16 protein-coding genes are annotated in these 17,780 nt (G+C 70.6%); 14 read left to right on the forward strand and 2 right to left on the reverse strand.

Annotated features, from left to right (window positions below; all coding sequences use genetic code 11):
• Nucleotides 1–25: 25 nt before the first annotated feature.
• From CFB52_RS31810 to CFB52_RS31820, 3 genes are all read left to right on the forward strand, one after another.
• Nucleotides 26–496 carry a hypothetical protein gene (locus CFB52_RS31810; RefSeq protein WP_099318596.1) on the forward strand — a complete coding sequence of 157 codons (471 nt, stop codon included), beginning with the start codon at nt 26–28 and terminating at the stop codon, nt 494–496.
• Between the two features lie 143 nt (nt 497–639).
• Complete coding sequence (locus CFB52_RS31815; protein WP_059574991.1) at nt 640–1,845, forward strand: zinc-dependent alcohol dehydrogenase; 1,206 nt, start codon at nt 640–642, stop codon at nt 1,843–1,845.
• 44 nt (nt 1,846–1,889) lie between these two features.
• A complete protein-coding gene (locus tag CFB52_RS31820; RefSeq protein ID WP_179231823.1) occupies nt 1,890–2,213 on the forward strand; it encodes a four-helix bundle copper-binding protein in 324 nt (107 codons plus the stop codon).
• 13 nt (nt 2,214–2,226) lie between these two features.
• Here the strand turns inward: CFB52_RS31820 and CFB52_RS31825 are convergent, their stop codons facing one another.
• Nucleotides 2,227–3,819, reverse strand: coding sequence for an ATP-binding protein (locus tag CFB52_RS31825; protein ID WP_099318417.1), 1,593 nt, complete (start codon nt 3,817–3,819; stop codon nt 2,227–2,229).
• Between the two features lie 278 nt (nt 3,820–4,097).
• Here CFB52_RS31825 and CFB52_RS31830 point away from each other — a divergent pair, with 278 nt between their 5' ends.
• The 11 genes from CFB52_RS31830 (at nt 4,098) to CFB52_RS31880 (ending at nt 16,366) form a co-directional block, all read left to right on the forward strand.
• On the forward strand, nt 4,098–4,451 hold the full coding sequence (locus tag CFB52_RS31830) for a chemotaxis protein (protein WP_099318597.1): 354 nt from the start codon (nt 4,098–4,100) through the stop codon (nt 4,449–4,451).
• A gap of 184 nt (nt 4,452–4,635) precedes the next feature.
• Nucleotides 4,636–5,436: a BON domain-containing protein gene (locus CFB52_RS31835; protein ID WP_099318418.1), complete on the forward strand. Its 801-nt coding sequence runs from the start codon at nt 4,636–4,638 to the stop codon at nt 5,434–5,436.
• Between the two features lie 47 nt (nt 5,437–5,483).
• Nucleotides 5,484–8,288: an ABC transporter transmembrane domain-containing protein gene (locus tag CFB52_RS31840; RefSeq protein WP_257220847.1), complete on the forward strand. Its 2,805-nt coding sequence runs from the start codon at nt 5,484–5,486 to the stop codon at nt 8,286–8,288.
• Nucleotides 8,227–8,757, forward strand: coding sequence for a hypothetical protein (locus CFB52_RS31845; RefSeq protein ID WP_060967411.1), 531 nt, complete (start codon nt 8,227–8,229; stop codon nt 8,755–8,757). Before CFB52_RS31840 ends, CFB52_RS31845 begins: the two co-directional genes overlap by 62 nt.
• Before the next feature lie 225 nt (nt 8,758–8,982).
• Nucleotides 8,983–9,732, forward strand: a complete 750-nt coding sequence (locus CFB52_RS31850; RefSeq protein ID WP_059575202.1) for an SDR family oxidoreductase — start codon at nt 8,983–8,985, stop codon at nt 9,730–9,732.
• Nucleotides 9,723–10,334, forward strand: a complete 612-nt coding sequence (locus tag CFB52_RS31855; protein WP_059575000.1) for an HAD-IIIA family hydrolase — start codon at nt 9,723–9,725, stop codon at nt 10,332–10,334. The genes CFB52_RS31850 and CFB52_RS31855 overlap by 10 nt, the downstream gene beginning before the upstream one ends.
• Nucleotides 10,331–11,533, forward strand: coding sequence for a glycosyltransferase family 9 protein (locus CFB52_RS31860; protein WP_060011143.1), 1,203 nt, complete (start codon nt 10,331–10,333; stop codon nt 11,531–11,533). Before CFB52_RS31855 ends, CFB52_RS31860 begins: the two co-directional genes overlap by 4 nt.
• 3 nt (nt 11,534–11,536) lie before the next feature.
• Entirely contained in the window at nt 11,537–13,282 is a 1,746-nt protein-coding gene (locus tag CFB52_RS31865) for a carbamoyltransferase C-terminal domain-containing protein (protein WP_099318419.1), read from the forward strand.
• Nucleotides 13,279–14,280 (forward strand): glycosyltransferase family 2 protein, encoded by a 1,002-nt coding sequence (locus tag CFB52_RS31870; RefSeq protein WP_099318420.1) that lies wholly within the window; start codon nt 13,279–13,281, stop codon nt 14,278–14,280. The genes CFB52_RS31865 and CFB52_RS31870 overlap by 4 nt, the downstream gene beginning before the upstream one ends.
• Before the next feature lie 57 nt (nt 14,281–14,337).
• The gene (locus tag CFB52_RS31875) at nt 14,338–15,426 is read left to right on the forward strand and encodes a glycosyltransferase family 9 protein (protein WP_099318421.1); all 1,089 of its coding nucleotides are present in this window, start codon (nt 14,338–14,340) and stop codon (nt 15,424–15,426) included.
• Complete coding sequence (locus CFB52_RS31880; RefSeq protein WP_059575008.1) at nt 15,416–16,366, forward strand: glycosyltransferase family 4 protein; 951 nt, start codon at nt 15,416–15,418, stop codon at nt 16,364–16,366. Before CFB52_RS31875 ends, CFB52_RS31880 begins: the two co-directional genes overlap by 11 nt.
• A gap of 37 nt (nt 16,367–16,403) precedes the next feature.
• On the opposite strand, the gene CFB52_RS31885 is transcribed toward CFB52_RS31880, so the two are convergent.
• Entirely contained in the window at nt 16,404–17,453 is a 1,050-nt protein-coding gene (locus CFB52_RS31885; RefSeq protein ID WP_099318422.1) for a sigma-54-dependent Fis family transcriptional regulator, read from the reverse strand.
• Nucleotides 17,454–17,780 lie beyond the last annotated feature (327 nt).

The following is a 17,780-nucleotide window of genomic DNA, read 5'->3' on the forward strand; positions in this document are numbered from 1 at the left end:
CCCATCCGATTGCATGGAGTCGCCGATGAACACGCTGATCGTGTTGTCCTATCCCGATCTCGACGCGGCCCGTCGCGCGTTGGCCGAACTCGGCACGTTGCGCGACCGGCACGTCGTCGCGCTGTCGGGTGTCGTGATCGTCGAGTGCTCGACCGACGGACAGTTGCGCACGCACGCAATCGACGCGGGCCGCGTGTCGTCCGGATCGCTGCTCGACAGCGTGGTCGCGCACATCGAATCGTCGCTCGACGCGTGGCGCGAGCGGCCGGTGGACGATGCGCTGACCGACCGCGTCGCGCGCAAGGCGCGCCCCGGCACCGTGTTGCTCGGGCTGGCCGCGACGCAGCTCGACATCGACGCGCTGAGCGCGGCGCTCGCGCCGCTGGGCGGCGACGTGACCGACACGACGCTGTCGATCGACGACGAACTGAAGCTCGTCGAAGCGATCTCGAACGCGCGTGACGTCAACAGCGGCAACAGCCCACCGACGGACTGACGCGCAGGCGCGATCCCTCCCCGAAACCGAAGCGCTTCCGCTCCGCGCATCACGGCGCCGCACGCGCTGCACAGGCGCACCCCTTGCTCGATCGGCTCGACGGTCACATTCACCGTTACCGCTTTCGACAAGGAGGGCCTGACATGAAAGCAGTCGTATTTCACGGCATCGGCGACATTCGCATCGACACGGTGCCCGATCCGGAAGTCTCCGAGGCGACCGACGCGGTCGTACGCCTGACGGCCAGCGCGATCTGCGGCACCGATCTGCACATGGTGCGCGGCACGCTCGGCGGAATGAAGCCGGGCACGATTCTCGGCCATGAAGGTGTCGGCATCGTCGAGGCGGTCGGGCGCGACGTGCGCAACCTGCGGCGCGGCGATCGCGTGCTGATTCCGTCGACGATCGCGTGCGGCAGTTGCGCGTACTGCCGCGCGGGCTACACCGCGCAGTGCGACGTCGCGAACCCGGGCGGGCCGCGCGCGGGCACCGCGTTCTTCGGCGGGCCGGCCGATACGGGCCCGTTCGACGGGCTGCAGGCCGAATATGCGCGCACGCCGCTTGCGCACGCGAGCCTGATCCGGCTGCCCGATGCGATCGACGACGATCGCGCGATCCTGATGTCGGACATTTTCCCGACCGGCTATTTCGGCGCGCAGCTCGCGGAAGTGAAGCCGGGCGATACGGTCGCCGTGTTCGGCGCGGGGCCGGTCGGCCAGTTCGCGATCGCGAGCGCGAAGCTGATGGGCGCGGGCCGCGTGATCGCGGTCGACCGCATCGCGTCGCGGCTCGAGATGGCATGCGCGCAGGGCGCCGAGATCGTCGATTTTTCCGAGGACGATCCGGTGGACACGATATTGCGGCTGACGGGCGGGATCGGCGTCGATCGCGTGATCGACGCGGTGGGCGTCGACGCGATGCGCGCGACGCACGGGCCGGCCGCGGCCGATCGCGACGCCGCGCGCGCGTTCGATGCGGAAGTCGACGCGGTCGCGCCGCACCGCAAGCCGGACGGCCGCAACTGGGTGCCGGGCGACGGGCCGTCGCAGGTGCTGCAATGGGCGGTGCGCGCGGTCGCGAAGGCCGGCACGGTCTCGGTGATCGGCGTGTATCCGCCGGCCGCACGCGTGTTTCCGATCGGCGAGGCGATGAACCGCAACCTCACGATCAAGATGGGCAACTGCAATCACCGGACGGTCACGCCGCCGCTCGTCGAACTCGTGCGCAGCGGTGCGTTCGACCCGCTGTCGGTGCTCACGCGCAGCGAGCCGCTGACGAACGCGATCGATGCGTATCGCGCGTTCGACGTGCGCGAGCCGGGCTGGATGAAGGTGAAGCTGACGCCGTGACGACAGGAACCGAAACGATGCAAACCGAAACCGGGAGCACTGCTATGAACGATCAGTACGACAACTGCATGGCCGCGTGCGACGCCTGCGCGCACGCATGCGACACCTGTTCCGCCGCCTGCCTCGCGGAGCGCGACGTGCACGCGTTGGCCACGTGCATCGCGCTCGACATCGAATGCGCGCAGCTGTGCCGCTTTGCGTCGGGCGCGATGGCGCGCCGCAGCGGGCTCGCCCCGCGCATTTGCGCGCTGTGCGCGCACGCGTGCGATCTGTGTGCGGCCGAGTGTTCGCGGCATGCGCACGAGCATTGCCGCCGCTGTGCGCTCGCATGCGAGGCGTGCGCGGCGATGTGCCGCGCGATGGCCTGAGCGTGAACAGGCGCTACGGCGTGCCCTGAACCTCGCGCGCGACGCGCTGCAGCAGCGCGTCGAGGACGGCCATCTCGACGGGCTTCACGAGATGGTCGTCGAAGCCCGCGCTTTCGGTACGCTCGAGATCGGATGCGCGCGCATGGCCGGACAGCGCGACGCAGGTCGTGTCGCGCAGCGCGTCGATCGCGCGCAGTTCGCGCAGCAGCGTGAAGCCGTCGACGTCCGGCATCGTCAGGTCGAGAATCATCAGGTGCGGTGCATAGTCGCGGGCGAGCGCGAGCGCTTCGTTCCCGTTGTATGCGACGCGCGGCGCGTGCCCTTTCAGTTGCAGCAGCACCGCGAGCGTGTCGGCCGAGTCGCGGTTGTCGTCGACGACGACGATGCGCAGCGGCTCGACGGCCGGCTGCGCGGGCGCGGCAGGCCCGGGCGCGGCGGCGTGCCCGCCGCGGGCCACCTGCGCGATCGGCAGCCATACCGTGAACGTCGCGCCGTGGCCGGGGCCGTCGCTCTCCGCGACGATCCGCCCGCCGTGCAGTTCGACGAACGACCGGCAGATCGCGAGACCGAGCCCGAAACCGCCGGACGGGGAGCGGCCCGTCGCGCCTTCCTGTTCGAATAGATCGAAAATCGTTTCGAGCGCGCCGGGGGCGATGCCCACGCCGTGATCGACGACGCGGATCGCGACCGACGGCCCTTCGATACGCGCGACGACGTCGATGCGGCCGCCGTGCGGCGAGAATTTCGACGCGTTGTCGAGCAGGTTGTGCAACACCTGGACGAGCCGTGCGTCGTCGCCGTGCAGCACCACGGAATCGTCCGGCAGGTCGACGCGAATCCACTGTCCGCGCGCGGCCAGTTTCGGCTGGACGCTCTCGACGCCGCGGCACACGATGTCCCGCACGGTCGTGGGGCGATCGTCGAGTTCGACCTTGCCGGCCGTGATGCGCCCGACGTCGAGCAGATCGTCGACGAGCCGCGTCAGTTGCCCGACCTGGCGGTGTACGGCATCGCGACACTGCGCGAGCATGGGCGGCGGATCGGGCAGGCTCTGCAGCACGCCGACCGAATTGCGCAGCGGCGCGAGATGATTGCGCAGCTCGTGCGCGAGCATCGCGATGAACACGCTGAGCCGGTGCGTCGACGCTTCGAGCTCCTCGAGCCGCTTGCGCTCGGTCATGTCGCGCGTGATCTTGATGAAGCCGCACAGCGCATGCGTCGCGTCGTACACCGGCGTGATCGTCACGCTCGCCCAGAACTGCGTGCCGTCCTTGCGCACGCGCCAGCCTTCGTCCTCGAAGTGGCCCTGCGCGGCGGCCCGCGCGAGCCCGTGCGCCGGCCGGCCCGCCGCGACCGCGTCGGCCGGGTAGAAACGCGAGAAATGGTGGCCGACGATCTCGGCGGCACGGTAGCCCTTGATGCGCTCAGCACCGGCGTTCCAGGTCGCGACGTTGCCGTGCGGGTCGAGCATGAACACCGCGTAGTCGGTGATCGACTCCACCACGGTCTGGAACCGGAATTCGGCGAAGCGATGCAGCAGGTCCCGCGCGCCGGGCGAGCTGGCGGGCGGTGGATGCGGGTGAAGATCGGCGTCGTCTTTCTTCATCGGGGCAGCAGGTCGGAAACGCGGTGGGCCGCACGCCGCCCGACCGCCGCCGGGCAAGCCCGTGGCGGCCATACGGATCGATTGGCACGTCCGAAAGAATAAAGGAACTCGATTCAGCTGATCAATGGGTGCGCATCGGCCGTGCCGTGCAGCGTGCCGGCGACGACGGGGCGCCAGCGGCCGGCGCGGCATGCCGATTGCACGACCGGGGCAGTACGCCTGCCGGGCGGCGGCCAACCGGCCGGTCGCCCGGCGGCAAGCCAGGCAAGGAGGCCGACATGAACAGCACGCTGAATCCCGACAACGAACCGGCCGGCCCGGATGACGACAACGCCAGCCGCGGCCGCGACGGCCGCGCGCTCGGCCCGAGCGACTCGTCCGACAGCGGCAGCGACACGGCGGGCGCGCGGCGCCATCCGTTCGACGTCGATTCGCCGCTGGACGACCACGCGCTCGAACGCGGCGACGCGTCGCTCGACACCGACACGGACCGCGCGGGCACCGGCGAGCGTGCGTCGGCGGACGGCGACTCGACGCTCGAGGAAGGCGCCGACATCGAGCCGGACCGCACCGAGCGGTTGGGCGAGCCCGGCCGCATCGACGAATCGGACGACCCGGACGACGTGCCGTGACGCCCGGCGCGCAAAAACTGCAATCGCGTTGCAGATTGGGGCGCATGACGGTGTCCCCGCGCTGCGACGCGCAACCATCGCGGTCCGGCAACCACGCCGGCACGCGATTTGCGTCGCCCCGACCGACGCGCGCGGCGACGCGGCTTGGCGCCGTGCGCGGCGCAGGCGATCAAGGAGAGACACGATGCAACGACGATATCCCGGACGGTACGGCGAGCGTGGCGGCCCGCCCGACTGGCACGCGCGCGACGAGCGCGCGTACCGGGGCGCTGGCGAGCGCGGCATCCCGGACGATCCGGCACGATGGCCGGAAGAGGACGACGAATCGGCTTACCGCCGCTTCGCGAGCGAGGACGTGGGCCCGGAAGACTGGGGCAGCGAATGGACCGAGCGCGCGGCGCGGCCGGCCGAGCAGCGGCGCGGCGCGGCCGACGCGGACCGGCAGGGCGGCGCGCGCCCGCCGGCGCGGGACGCCGAGCGCGGCTACGGCCAACCGGGCCGCCGCGTGGAGGGCCGTGAAGGCCGTTATGGCGGCGAGCGCGATGGCGGCGACCCGAGCTACGGCGGCGCCCCCGATCTGTCGCGTTTCGGCGGGGATGCCGAACGCGATGCGCTGCGCCGTCGCCGCGGGCCGAAAGGCTACACGCGCTCGGACGAGCGGATTCGCGAGGACGTATGCGAGCGGCTCGCGCATGCGCTGGAGATCGACGTGAGCGACGTCACCGTGCAGGTGACCGACGGTCGCGTCGAGCTGGACGGCACGGTGCCGGTACGCTGGATGAAGCACGGCATCGAGGATCTGGCCGACGGCTGCCTCGGCGTGCGCGACGTCGAGAATCGCGTGCGCGTGCGCCGCGACGGCGAACACGATACGGGCATGGTGCTGCATCCGCACCAGCGGACCGTCACGCCCACGCAGCCCGCCGCGCGTGATCCCGAGCCCGGCACCGTCGTCGGCGGCCGGGAGCGCGAACCGCGCCACTGACTGCCCGTGCGTGAAACGGCGCGCCCCCGACCGCGAGCACTGCCTGCATGACGACCGGAATCGACGAGACGCCAATCAAGGACCGTGATGCGGCCGCGGGCCGCGAGCGCCGGCAGCGCCGGGACGAGCGTGGCTTGAGGCTCAGGATCGCCGTCGAACTCTGGCGCGCGATCTGGCGGTACCGTGCGCGCGTGGTGGCGGCGGTCGTCCTGCTGGTGCTCGCGAAAGCGGCGGCCGTCTCGGTGCCGCTGCTGCTCAAGGACATCGTGGACGGTTTCGGCCGCGCGGCCGCCCAGCCCGTCGCGTGGCCGGTGCTGCTGCTGTTCGCCTACGCGGTGGTGCGCTTCGCGTCGAACGCGCTGAACGAAGTGCGCGACATGACGTTCGTGCAGGTCACGCAGCATACGGTCGCGTCGTTTACCGTGCGCACGTTCGGCCACCTGCACCGGCTCGGCGCGCGCTTTCATGCGCGGCGCGAGACGGGCGCCGTCGTGCGCGATCTCGAGAAAGGCACGGCCGGCATCGGTTATCTGCTCGGCGTCGCGGTGTTTACGGTCGTGCCGACGGCCATCGAGATCGGCTCGGTGCTCGTGATCGTGATCAGCAAGTACGGCGGCGGCTTTACCGCGATCATTTTCGTCACGTTCGCCGTCTATGCCGCGTATACGGTCGTATTCACGCGCCGCCGCATGCGTTACCAGCGGCGCGTGAATGCGCTGGAAGCCGAGTCGAATTCCCGCGTGGTCGACAGCCTGCTGAACGTCGACACGGTCAAGTACTTCGCGCGCGAGGACGTCGAGCGCGACCGGCTCGACCGCGTGCTCGACGCGTGGCGCGAAGCCGGCGTGGACAACCAGTACGCGCTGTCGACGCTGCATATCGGGCAGAGCGCGTGCATCGGCGCGGGGATCGCGGCCGTGATGCTGCTCGCGGGCCAGCAGGTCGCGCGCGGTGCGCTGACGGTCGGCGATCTCGTGCTGATCAACGCGTACATCATCCAGATCAGCCTGCCGCTGAATGCGCTCGGCTTCGTGTTCCGGGAGGCGAACGACGCGATGACGAACATCGAGCGGCTGTTCGGGCTGCTCGACGCGCGCGGCAAGCCGGGCGAGGACGGCGATGCGCCCGGCGCGCAGCCGCTCGTGGTGCGCGGCGGCGCGATCGAGTTCGAGCACGTCGATTTCGGCTATGAGCCGAGCCGGCAGATCCTGTCCGACGTGTCGTTCCGCATCGAGCCCGGGCAGACGGTCGCCGTGGTCGGCGGCAGCGGCTCGGGCAAATCGACGCTCGCGCGGCTGCTGTTCCGGCTGTATCAGCCCGATGCGGGCACGATCCGCATCGACGGCCAGGACTTGCGGCTCGTCACCGAGCGCAGCCTGCGCGATGCGCTCGGCATCGTCCCGCAGGACACCATCCTGTTCAACGACACGCTCGCGTACAACATCGCGTACGGCAAGCGCGACGCGACCCGTGGCGAAGTGATCGCGGCCGCGCGCGGCGCGCAGCTCGACGCGTTCATCGAGCGGCTGCCCGATGCGTACGACACGCGTGTCGGCGAGCGCGGCGTGCGGCTGTCGGGCGGCGAGCGGCAGCGGGTCGCGATCGCGCGCGCGTTGCTGAAGGCGCCGCCGATCGTCGTGTTCGACGAGGCGACGTCGGCGCTCGACACGCGCTCGGAGCGCGCGATCCAGCAGGAGCTGATGCGCGTCGCGCGGCATCGCACGAGCCTCATCATCGCGCACCGGCTGTCGACGATCGTCGATGCCGATCGCATCCTCGTGATGGAGCACGGCCGGCTCGTCGAGCACGGCACCCACGACGAACTGCTCGAAAGCGGCGGCGTGTATGCGCAGATGTGGTCGCTGCAGGCGAAGCAGCGTGAGCTCGAACGCACGGAGGCGAAGTTCGCGCGGCAGCCGGTGCGCATCAATCCGCTCGTGTCGCAGGTGCTCGATTCGCTGGCGGAGGCGGCCGCGCAGCGCGGCGTGCCGGTGTTCCGCCATCTGTCGGACGAGGATCTCGTCGTCGAGGCCGATCCGGCCGCGCTGCGGCGCTTCGTGTGGGAACTGTGCCGCGGTGCGGTCGACGCGAGCCGCGGCGGGCAACTCGAGGTGCGCACGGGGCGCCACGATCCGGAAGCGCGGATCACGATCGCATGCGCGGGCGTCGACGCAACCGAGCTGTCGCTGATCGATCTCGAACGATTGCAGGATGCGATCGAGGAGGCCGGCGGCTACGTCGTGCGCGAACGCGACGACATCGGCGTGAAGCTGCATCTGTCGCTGCCGATCTGCGCGGTGGCGCCGGCGTCGATGCAACCCGGCGACGCCGTGCCGCGTGCGGGCGCCGGTGCGCCGGGCGCGGCGAAGCCGCTCGACGGCCTGCGCATCGCGTGCGTGGACGACCACGACGAGGCGCGCGACGCGCTCGGCGCGCTGCTGAAGGTGGCCGGCGCCGACGTGCGCGCGTATGCGTCGGGCCAGGCGTTGCTGGACGACCTGTGGCGCGCGCGCCGCGCCGACTGGCCGGCGCTGCTCGTCTGCGACATCGACCTCGGCGACGACGAGGAGGACGGCTACACGGTGATGGCGCGCGTGCGTCAGCTCGACGCCGCACGCGATCGCGACGGCCGCGCGCCGCTCGAGGCGCTTGCCTTGTCCGGCCATGCGCGCGATCACGACCGCGCGCGCGCGGTCGAAGCCGGTTTCCACGCGTACCTGACCAAGCCCGCGGTAGCGGCCGACCTGATCGCGGCGTTGCGTGCGCTCGCGTTTTCCTCCGGAGAAATCCATGCCGAACCTTCTGAATCCGACGACACCCGAAGCCCCGAACGCGGCGCGTCGCGGCGGTAGTGCGTTCGCCGACCGCCAGGCCGCGGTGGCGGCCGTCGAGCTGCTGTTGCCGACCTTGTCCGCCGCGCTGCAAAGCGATTTCGTCGGCGACAGCGGCTGCCTGCACATCGTGATCATGGACCCGGCGCTCGGGCCGCGCGACGCGGCGTTCGAGGACGCGATCCTGTATGAGTTTTCGCTGCCCGACCCGAAGGACTGGGACGCCGACTACCGCGCCTACGCGCGCGCCAAGGCGCGGCTGTCCTGGGAAACGGGCCGCGACGGGCATGTCGTGCAGGCGCTGGAGCCGTACCGGCTGCGCGCGGGCGACACGAACCTGTGGGGCGGCGTCGCGCTCGGCGGCATCGTGGTGGGCGTGTCGGGCGCGCAGCCGTGGTTCGACGAGGCGTTCGCGGGCTGTATCGCGCACTGCCTGCGCGCGCTCGCGAAGCACCGCGCGCAGGCGACGCCCGACGCGCTCGCGATCTGAGGGGGCCGCCCAGGTGGGGCCGCCCAGATCGGGCCGCCCACGCGCGGCTGCCCGGACCCGTTTTTACAGCCGGTTATAAAAAAGCCAGCGCGCGCATGCAGTAGCCCGATGTGGCGCATGCGTGCGCAGGCCGGCACGGTTTTCGCTGTACCTCATGCACGGACGGTTGTCGCGACAAGTGTCGCCGTCAGCCGGATTGTTTTCCGACATCGACAGGAGGTGCAGGTGAACGCGACTCACGATCCAGCCAGACCGCCGCTCGCCGGCCGGACCGCACTCGTGACCGGGGGCGGCCGCGGCCTCGGCGAAGCCATTTGCGAGGAGTTGGCGCGGCACGGCGCGCATGTGGTCGTCGCCGATCTCGACGGCGACCGCGCGGCGGCCGTCGCGCAGCGGCTCGAACGGCACGGCGGGCACGCGGTAGGCCGGCCGCTCGACGTGCGCGACGAGGCATCGGTGCTGCAGGTGATGCACGATGCGCGCGAGTCGCTCGGCGATCTCGACGTGATCGTGAACAACGCGGCGATCGACGTGACCGCGCCGATCGACGACGTGAGCGTCGACGCATGGCAGCAGGTGCTGATGACGAACCTGTTCGGCCCGTACCTGATGTGCCATGCGGCCGTGCCGATGATGAAGGCGCGCGGCAACGGGCACATCGTCAACATCGCGTCGACCGCGTCGAAGCGGGCGTGGCCGAACGCGTCCGCGTATCACGCGACGAAGTGGGGGCTGCTCGGGCTCTCGCACGCGCTGCATGCGGAACTGCGGCCGAGCGGCGTGTGCGTGTCGGCGATCGTCGCGGGCGGGATGCGCACGCCGTTCCTGCTCGACCGCTTTCCGGACATCGACGAGGACACGCTGCAGCCGCCCGAGCACGTCGCGGCCGCCGTGCGCTTCGTGCTGACGCAGCCGCCGGGCACCGTGGTGCCGGAGCTGATGGTGCTGCCGATGAAGGAGACGTCATGGCCCTGAAGCGCGAACGGCGGCTGCCCGGCGCGGTGCTGCTCGACAAGGACGGCACGCTGCTCGACGACGTGCCGTACAACGTCGATCCCGCGCGCATGCGTCTCGCGCCGGGCGCGGCGCGCGCGCTGCGCACGCTCGGCGCGACCGGCATGCCGCTGGCGGTCGTGTCGAACCAGTCGGGCGTCGCGCTCGGCCGCTTTACCGAAAACGAGCTTGGCGCGGTCCGCCAGCGTCTCGCCGAACTGTTCGAAGCGAACGGCGCGACGCTGGCGGATTTTTTTTACTGCCCGCATCACCCGCAGGGCAGCGTGCCGCGCTATAGCGTCGAGTGCATCTGCCGCAAGCCGCGCCCGGGCATGCTGCGCCGCGCGCTGGCCGCGCTCGACGCCGTGCCGGAATGGAGCTGGATGATCGGCGACATTCTCGACGATGTCGAAGCCGGCCGCACCGCGCGCTGCGGTACGATCCTCGTCGACCGCGGCCACGAGACGGAATGGCGTGTCGACGCGGCGCGCACACCGCACCACGTCGTCGATCGCGTCGACCTGGCCGCCGACATCGTCGTGCGCGAAGCCGTGCGCCGGCACGGCGCGTGGGTGCGGCAATGAACACGGCCTGGAGCCGCGCCCGCCGCATCCTGTGCGTGCGGCTCGACAGCATCGGCGACGTACTGATGACCACGCCCGCGTTGCGTGCGCTGAAGGAAAGCGGCAGCGACCGCCGGCTGACGCTGCTGACGTCGCGCACGGGCGCCGCGCTCGCCAGGCATCTGCCGATGGTCGACGACGTGTGGAGCTACGACGCACCGTGGGTCAAGCATCCCGACGTGCGCGGCGATCCGGTGGCCGATCTCGACATGATCGACCGGCTGCTGGCCGGCCGCTTCGACGCCGCCGTGATCTTCACCGTGTACAGCCAGAACCCGTTGCCCGCCGCGATGATGTGCTGGCTCGCCGGTATTCCGCTGCGGCTCGCGCATTGCCGCGAAAACCCCTACGAATTGCTGACCGATCGCGTGCCGGAAACCGAGCCGGAATCGCACGTGCGCCACGAGGTCGCGCGCCAGCTCGCGCTGGTGCGCGCCGTCGGCGCGAAGACGTCGGACTGGCGGATGGCGTTCGCGCCCGGCGACGCGGCGCGGCATGCGGTGCACGCGCGCTTGCAGGCCGCGTTGCAGCGCGTCGGCGGCGCGCGCGAGCCGGATGCCGGGCGCGCGCGCTGGCTGGTCGTCCATCCGGGCGCGAGCGCGGCGTCGCGGCGCTGGCCGGCCGAGCGGTTCGGTGAAGCGGCGGCCGCCGTCGCGCCGCTGTTCGACGGCATCGCGGTGACGGGCAGCGCGGACGAACGTGCGCTGGTCGACACGGTGTGCGAACGGGCGGGGCCGCGCGCCGTGCCGCTCGCCGGCGCGTTGCCGCTCGGCGAACTGGGCGCGCTGATCGAGACGGCCGACCTGCTGCTGTCGAACAACAGCGGCCCCGTGCATCTCGCGGCCGCGCTCGGCACGCCGGTGGTCGACCTGTACGCGCTGACCAACCCGCAGCACACGCCGTGGCGTGTGCCGCACCGTGTGCTGAACGTCGATGTGCCGTGCCGCAACTGCTACCGCAGCGTGTGCGACCAGCCCGGCCATCCGTGCCTGCGCGGCGTGAGCGTCGACGACGTGGTCGCGGCCGTGCATGCGCTGCTGCGCGGCAGCGCGCGCCATGCGCAACGCGCGGCCGCGCGGGCTGCCGTGCACGGCGAAGAGCCGGCCGCGGCGCACGCATCGAACGTGATTCCGTTCGCGCACGTCATCACGAGGAACTGACGCATGCCAGACCCGATCCATACGCTCGGCATCAACGCCGCCTTCCACGACAGCGCCGCGTGCATCGTGCGCGACGGCGTCGTGATCGCGGCGGCCGAGGACGAACGCTTCACGCACGTGAAGCACGCGAAGCGCCCGGTGCCGTTCTCGACCTGGGAGCTGCCTTTCCACGCGATCGACTATTGCCTCGCGGAAGCCGGCATCACGCTCGCGGATGTCGACCACGTCGCGTATTCGTACGACCCGTGGTTCGAACTCGATCGCGAAGGCACCGCGCCGGCGCTGACCCTGCCGCTGTCGCCGTCCGCGCATGCGCCGCGCGAGGACGGCGCGTCGCCGTGGCATCCGCTGTTCCTGTCGTCGATCGTCAACGCGCCGCGCCAGCTCGCGGGCGGCGCGCCGCATCATCTGCAGCGGCGTTTTCGCGGCGTCACGCACGACGGGCCGTTCCGCTGGCATTTCATCGAGCACCATCTCGCGCACGAGGCGAGCGCGTTTCTCGCGGCGCCGTTCGAGCGCTGCGCGGTGATGACGATGGACGGGCGCGGCGAGCGCGCGACGACGAGCTACGGCGTGTTCGACGGCCGCTCGTACCGGCGGCTCGGGCAGGTGAACCTGCCGCATTCGCTCGGGCTGCTGTACGAGCGCGTGACGCGCTATCTCGGCTTCCTGCACTCGTCCGACGAATACAAGGTGATGGCGCTCGCGTCGTACGGCAAGCCGGTGTTCGCCGACGAGATGCGCAAGCTCGTGCAGTATCGCGGCGAAGGGCGCTATGAAGTGGTCGACGCGGACCTGGCCGCGCTGTTCGGTGCGCCGCGCGAGCGCGGCGGCCCGATCGAGCCGCATCACTGCGACATCGCGCATGCGCTGCAACTGGTGCTCGAGGAGACGACGCTGCGGGCGGTCGACTGGCTGGCCGCCGAGACCGGCGAGCGGCAGCTCGCGATGGCGGGCGGCGTCGCGCTGAACTGCGTGATGAACGCGCGGATCCGCGATCGCGGCCCGTTCGACGACGTGTGGGTGCAGCCGGCCGCCGGCGACGCGGGCACGGCGCTCGGCGCCGCGCTGTGGACCGACTTCCGGATGCGCGGCGCGCGCGGCGAATGGCGCATGGATCACGCGTATCTCGGCCCGGCCTACGACGACGACGCGATCGAGGCGTTCCTGAAGGAGGCACAGTTGCCGTACCGCCGGCTCGCCGACGTCGCCGCGCAGACGGCCGCGCTGCTCGCGGCGAACCGCGTGATCGGCTGGTTCCAGGGGCGCATGGAGTTCGGCCCGCGCGCGCTCGGCGCACGGTCGATCCTCGCGTCGCCGATCGACCCGGACATGCAGCGCAAGCTGAATCGGATCAAGGATCGCGAGGATTTCCGGCCGGTCGCGCCGGTCGTGCTCGAGGATCGCGCGCATCACTGGTTCAGCGGCGGCCGGCGCACGCCGCTGCGCGCGCCGTTCATGCTGTTCGTGTACGACGTCCTGCCCGAGCGCGCCGACAAGATTCCGGCGGTGCGCCACATCGACGGCACCGCGCGCGTGCAGACCGTCGATGAAACCCAGCATCCGCTGCTGCATGCACTGCTGACCGAGTTCGACGCGCTCACCGGCGTGCCGGTGCTCGTCAACACGTCGTTCAACACGCGCGGCGAACCGATCGTGTGCTCGCCGCGCGACGCGATCGAATGCTTCTGGACCTCGCCGCTCGACGCGCTCGTGATCGGCCCGTTCCTGCTGGAGAAGCCGAGATGAACATGCGCGACACGCACGTGGCGCCGATCGTGTCGGTCGTCGTGCCGACCTACCGGCGGCCCGATCTGCTCGAACGCTGCCTCGATGCGCTGTGCGTGCAGGCGTTCGATCCGGCCACCTACGAGATCGTCGTGGTGGACGACGATCCGGCCGGCAGCGCGCGCGCCGTGGTCGATGCGTGCCGCGCGCGCGTGACCGACGTGCCTGCCATCCGCTACATGACGGCGCCCGACACGCAGGGGCCGGCCGGCGCGCGCAACGTCGGGTGGCGCAGCGCGGACGGCGCGCTGATCGCGTTCACCGACGACGACACGATTCCCGATCCGGCCTGGCTGCGCAACGGCGCGGCCGCGCTGCTGGCCGCGCCGTCGGCAGCGGCCGCGGCCGGCCGGATCGACGTGCCGTTGCGGCCGTGCCCGACCGACTACGAACGCGACGCAGCGGGGCTCGCCCACGCGGAATTCGCGACCGCGAACTGCTTCGTGCGGCGCGCGGCGCTCGAACGCGTCGGCGGCTTCGACGAACGCTTCACGCGCGCGTGGCGCGAGGACGCCGACCTGATGTTCGCGCTGCGCGAGCACGCGGGGCCGATCGTCGAGGCCGATGCCGCGCGCATCGTGCATCCGGTGCGTCCCGCGCGCTGGGGATCGAGCATCGGCGCGCAGTCGAAGGTGTACTTCGATGCGCTGCTGTACAAGAAGCATCGCGCGACCTACCGGCGCCATATCCGGCCCGTGCCGCCGTGGCATTACTACGCGGCCGTGCTCGCCGCGCTCGGCGCGCTCGGCTGTTTCGCGGCCGGCTGGCCGGCGCCGGCCATCGTGTGCGCGGCGGTGTGGGCTGCGATTACCGCCGGGTTCTGCGCGAAGCGATTGCGCGGCACGCAGCTCACGCCGTCGCATGTGGCCGAGATGATCGTCACCTCCATCGCGATTCCGCCCGTGTCGCTGTACTGGCGCATGCGCGGCGCGCTTCACTTCCGTGTGCTTTTTCTTTGACGTCCTCCTACCTTTCCTTCCCGCCATCCATGGCGGGGTTTCCCGGAGCAGATCGTGATGAAGCTCGATCCAGACCTCGATTCCGACGGCCCGCGCGGCCCGAAACGGATCGCGGTGTTCCGCGCGCTGCAGCTCGGCGACATGCTGTGCGCGGTGCCCGCGCTGCGGGCGTTGCGGCGCGGCGAACCCGATGCGCGCATCACGCTGATCGGCCTGCCGTGGGCGCGTGAATTCGCGTCGCGCTTTTCGGACTACATCGACAGCTTCATCGCGTTCCCCGGCGCACCGGGGCTCGGCGAGCAGCCCGAACCCGACGCGGCCACGCGCGAGGCATTCATCGCCGAATGCCGCGCGCGCGACTTCGATCTCGCGATCCAGTTGCACGGCAGCGGCGCGCACACGAACGCGATCGTCGCGTCGCTCGGCGCGGCGCGCACGGCCGGCTTCGTGCCGGCCGACGGCGGCACGGCCGCGCTCGACTGCGCGCTCGTGTGGCGCGACGACGAGCCGGAAGTGACGCGCTACCTGGCGCTCACGCGCAAGCTCGGCTACGCGGACTGGGGCGACTTCCTCGAATTCCCGCTCGGCGGGCTCGACTACGCGCTGTGGCACGTGCTCTGCGACGAACATGGGCTGGATCCCGGCCGCTACGTGATCGTCCATCCCGGCGCGCGGATGGCGTCGCGCCGCTGGCCGGTCGAGCGCTTCGCGCTGGCAGCGCGGCAGCTCGCCGACGACGGCTGGCAGATCGTGCTGACCGGCACGCGCGCGGAACTGGCGCTGGCCGCCGCATTCGCCGAGCATCTCGGGCGGCCGTGCGTGAACCTGTGCGGCCGCACGCCGCTCGGCGCGCTCGCCGCGCTGATCGCCCGCGCGCGGCTGCTGTTGTGCAACGACACGGGCGTGTCGCACGTGGCGGCGGCGCTCGGCACGCCGAGCATCGTCGTCGCGTGCGGCAGCGATACGGCCCGCTGGGCGCCGCTCGACGCCGAACGCCATCGCGTACTCGCGAACTACCCGGCATGCCGGCCGTGCATGTTCGATACCTGTCCGTACGGGCACGAGTGCGCGACGGCGATCGGCGTCGGCGACGTGATCGAGCGGGCGGGCGAACTGCTCGCGGAGGAGAAGCGTCATGTCTGTTAAGCGGTTGCGCGTGCTGACCTGGCACGTGCATGGCAACTATCTGTATTACCTGTCGCAGGCGCCGCACGATTTCTACATCGTGACGAAGCCGCAGCATCCGCCCGGCTATGCGGGCCGGGTCGGGCACCTGCCGTGGGGCGACAACGTGCACGAGGTGCCGGCCGAGTGCGTGCGCGACACCGAATTCGACTGCGTGCTGTACCAGCACGTGAAGCATTACCAGCACGACCGCCTGCGGCTGCTGAGCGAAGCGCAACGTGCGCTGCCGACGCTGTTCGTCGAGCACGATCCGCCGCGCGAGCATCCGACCGACACGCTGCATCCGGTGCAGGACCCGAACGTGTTGCTGGTGCACGTGACGCCGTTCAACGCGCTGATGTGGGACAACGGCGTGACGCCGACGCGCGTGATCGAGCATGGCGTGCTGGTGCCCGAAGGCATCGAGTATCGCGGCACGCTGCCGAAGGGCGTGGCCGTCGTGAACAATCTCGCGCGGCGCGGCCGGCGCCTCGGCGCGGATCTGTTCGAGGTCGTGCGGCACAGTGTGCCGATCGACCTCGTCGGGATGGGGTCGGCCGAACTCGGCGGGATCGGCGAGGTGCCGAACCCCGCGCTGCCGCAGTTCCTGTCGCACTACCGGTTCTTCTTCAATCCGATCCGCTACACGAGCCTCGGGCTCGCGGTGATCGAGGCGATGATGATCGGGCTGCCGATCGTCGCACTCGCGACGACGGAGATGGCACAACTCGTGAGGACCGGCAGCAACGGCGTGGCCGATACGCGGCCGGGCGTGCTGATCGACGCGATGCGCATGCTGATCCGCGATCCGGACCTGGCGCGCGAGTGGGGCGCGGCGGCCAGGCGCGACGCGTGCGAGCGATTCGGCATCGAACGCTTTGCACGCGACTGGGACGCCGCGCTGCGCGACATGACGGCGTGACGCGCCGACGCGACGGCGGCGGCGTGCCCCGCCGCGCTCACGGCGTCGTCGCGGACGGCGACGCAGGCGGCCCAGCGGGGGCGCCGCCGCCGTTCGATGCATTCCCGGCCGGCGGCGCGTTGCCGCTTGCCGCGTTGCGCTCGCTTTCGGACAGCAGCGCGAGCCGGTTGTACAGCGTTTTCAGGCTGATGCCGAGCGCCTTCGCGGTGCGCGGCTTGTCGCCGTTGAAATGCCGCAGCGACGCGACGATGAAGCGCTGCTGCGTGTGCGCGAGCGTCGTGCCGATATGCAGCGTCATCGCGTTGTGGCGCACTTCCTCGCGCGGCGGCGGACGGCGCGGCAACTGCAGTTCGATCTGCTCGTCGGCGAGGATGAACGCGCGCTCGAGTGCGTTGCGCAGTTCGCGCACGTTGCCGGGCCACGTGTAGGTGCGCAGCGCCTTCATCGCCTGGGTGGACAGCCGCTTTCGCGTGCGGTGCCGCGCGTTCAGCCGTTCGACGATCTGCACCGCGATGTCGCCGACGTCGTCCTCGCGCTGCCGTAGCGCGGGCACGTGCAACGCGATCGGCGCGATCCGGTAGAACAGGTCCTCGCGCAGCCTGCCGCTGCGCATCGCTTCGACCGGATCGTGATGCGTGGCCGCGACGATCCGCACGTCGAGCGGAATCGGCTCGTGACCGCCCACGCGCACGATCGTGTTGGTTTCGAGCGTGCGCAGCAGCTTGACCTGCAATTCGAGCGGCATCTCGGCGATCTCGTCGAGAAACAGCGTGCCGCCGCGCGCGGCTTCGAACATGCCCACGTGCTGCGCGACGGCGCCCGTGAAGCTGCCTTTCTCGTGACCGAACAACTGCGACTCCGCGATGTCCTTCGGAATCGCGCCGCAATTGACGGGCACGAACGGGCCGCGACGGCGCGGGCTCATGTCGTGAATGAGCCGGGCGACGATATCCTTGCCCGCGCCGCTTTCGCCGACCACCAGCACACTCACGCGGGTGGCGGCGACGCGCGACACTTTCAGCAGCAGATCCTGAATTGTTCGCGAACGACCGAACAGTCGCGTGCCGTCATCGTCGGATTTCGACATGGAGTAGTAACCGGATTGGGAAGTTTTGACCGAATGTGTCGTGGCCAGGTAGAAACGACGTGGCACACGTCGTCTTTCAGGTACTCAGAATACCTTTTATGCCGATTCGCCGACATTGAATCTGGCAATGCGGCTTGCGTCGGCGGATAGATTTATTCGATGGGCGACGAATGCGAGACACCGTTCTTCTATACTGCTAAGCACGCGTTTTCATTGCAGGACAGCTTGTCTGCGATTCGTGTGCAGCGTGGAGGATGCCGTCGTGGGCTCTGTGACGCGCATTGCGCTGCACGTGTCGCGGCGCCGGCCGATGTACGCGCCGGCCCG

Origin of the sequence: Burkholderia sp. AU18528, from assembly GCF_002223215.2 — a bacterium.
In the GTDB taxonomy this organism is placed as follows: Bacteria; Pseudomonadota; Gammaproteobacteria; order Burkholderiales; family Burkholderiaceae; genus Burkholderia; species Burkholderia semiarida.

What these genes read in the sequence shown, in the direction of transcription:
- CFB52_RS31855 (WP_059575000.1), top strand. Translation starts at nt 9,723, where the DNA reads ATGGCCCTGAAGCGCGAACGGCGGCTGCCCGGCGCGGTGCTGCTCGAC.
- CFB52_RS31845 (WP_060967411.1), top strand. Translation starts at nt 8,227, where the DNA reads ATGCCGAACCTTCTGAATCCGACGACACCCGAAGCCCCGAACGCGGCG.
- CFB52_RS31875 (WP_099318421.1), top strand. Translation starts at nt 14,338, where the DNA reads ATGAAGCTCGATCCAGACCTCGATTCCGACGGCCCGCGCGGCCCGAAA.
- CFB52_RS31870 (WP_099318420.1), top strand. Translation starts at nt 13,279, where the DNA reads ATGAACATGCGCGACACGCACGTGGCGCCGATCGTGTCGGTCGTCGTG.
- CFB52_RS31815 (WP_059574991.1), top strand. Translation starts at nt 640, where the DNA reads ATGAAAGCAGTCGTATTTCACGGCATCGGCGACATTCGCATCGACACG.
- CFB52_RS31820 (WP_179231823.1), top strand. Translation starts at nt 1,890, where the DNA reads ATGAACGATCAGTACGACAACTGCATGGCCGCGTGCGACGCCTGCGCG.
- CFB52_RS31840 (WP_257220847.1), top strand. Translation starts at nt 5,484, where the DNA reads ATGACGACCGGAATCGACGAGACGCCAATCAAGGACCGTGATGCGGCC.
- CFB52_RS31885 (WP_099318422.1), bottom strand. Translation starts at nt 17,453, where the DNA reads ATGTCGAAATCCGACGATGACGGCACGCGACTGTTCGGTCGTTCGCGA.
- CFB52_RS31830 (WP_099318597.1), top strand. Translation starts at nt 4,098, where the DNA reads ATGAACAGCACGCTGAATCCCGACAACGAACCGGCCGGCCCGGATGAC.
- CFB52_RS31860 (WP_060011143.1), top strand. Translation starts at nt 10,331, where the DNA reads ATGAACACGGCCTGGAGCCGCGCCCGCCGCATCCTGTGCGTGCGGCTC.
- CFB52_RS31810 (WP_099318596.1), top strand. Translation starts at nt 26, where the DNA reads ATGAACACGCTGATCGTGTTGTCCTATCCCGATCTCGACGCGGCCCGT.
- CFB52_RS31880 (WP_059575008.1), top strand. Translation starts at nt 15,416, where the DNA reads ATGTCTGTTAAGCGGTTGCGCGTGCTGACCTGGCACGTGCATGGCAAC.
- CFB52_RS31835 (WP_099318418.1), top strand. Translation starts at nt 4,636, where the DNA reads ATGCAACGACGATATCCCGGACGGTACGGCGAGCGTGGCGGCCCGCCC.
- CFB52_RS31825 (WP_099318417.1), bottom strand. Translation starts at nt 3,819, where the DNA reads ATGAAGAAAGACGACGCCGATCTTCACCCGCATCCACCGCCCGCCAGC.
- CFB52_RS31865 (WP_099318419.1), top strand. Translation starts at nt 11,537, where the DNA reads ATGCCAGACCCGATCCATACGCTCGGCATCAACGCCGCCTTCCACGAC.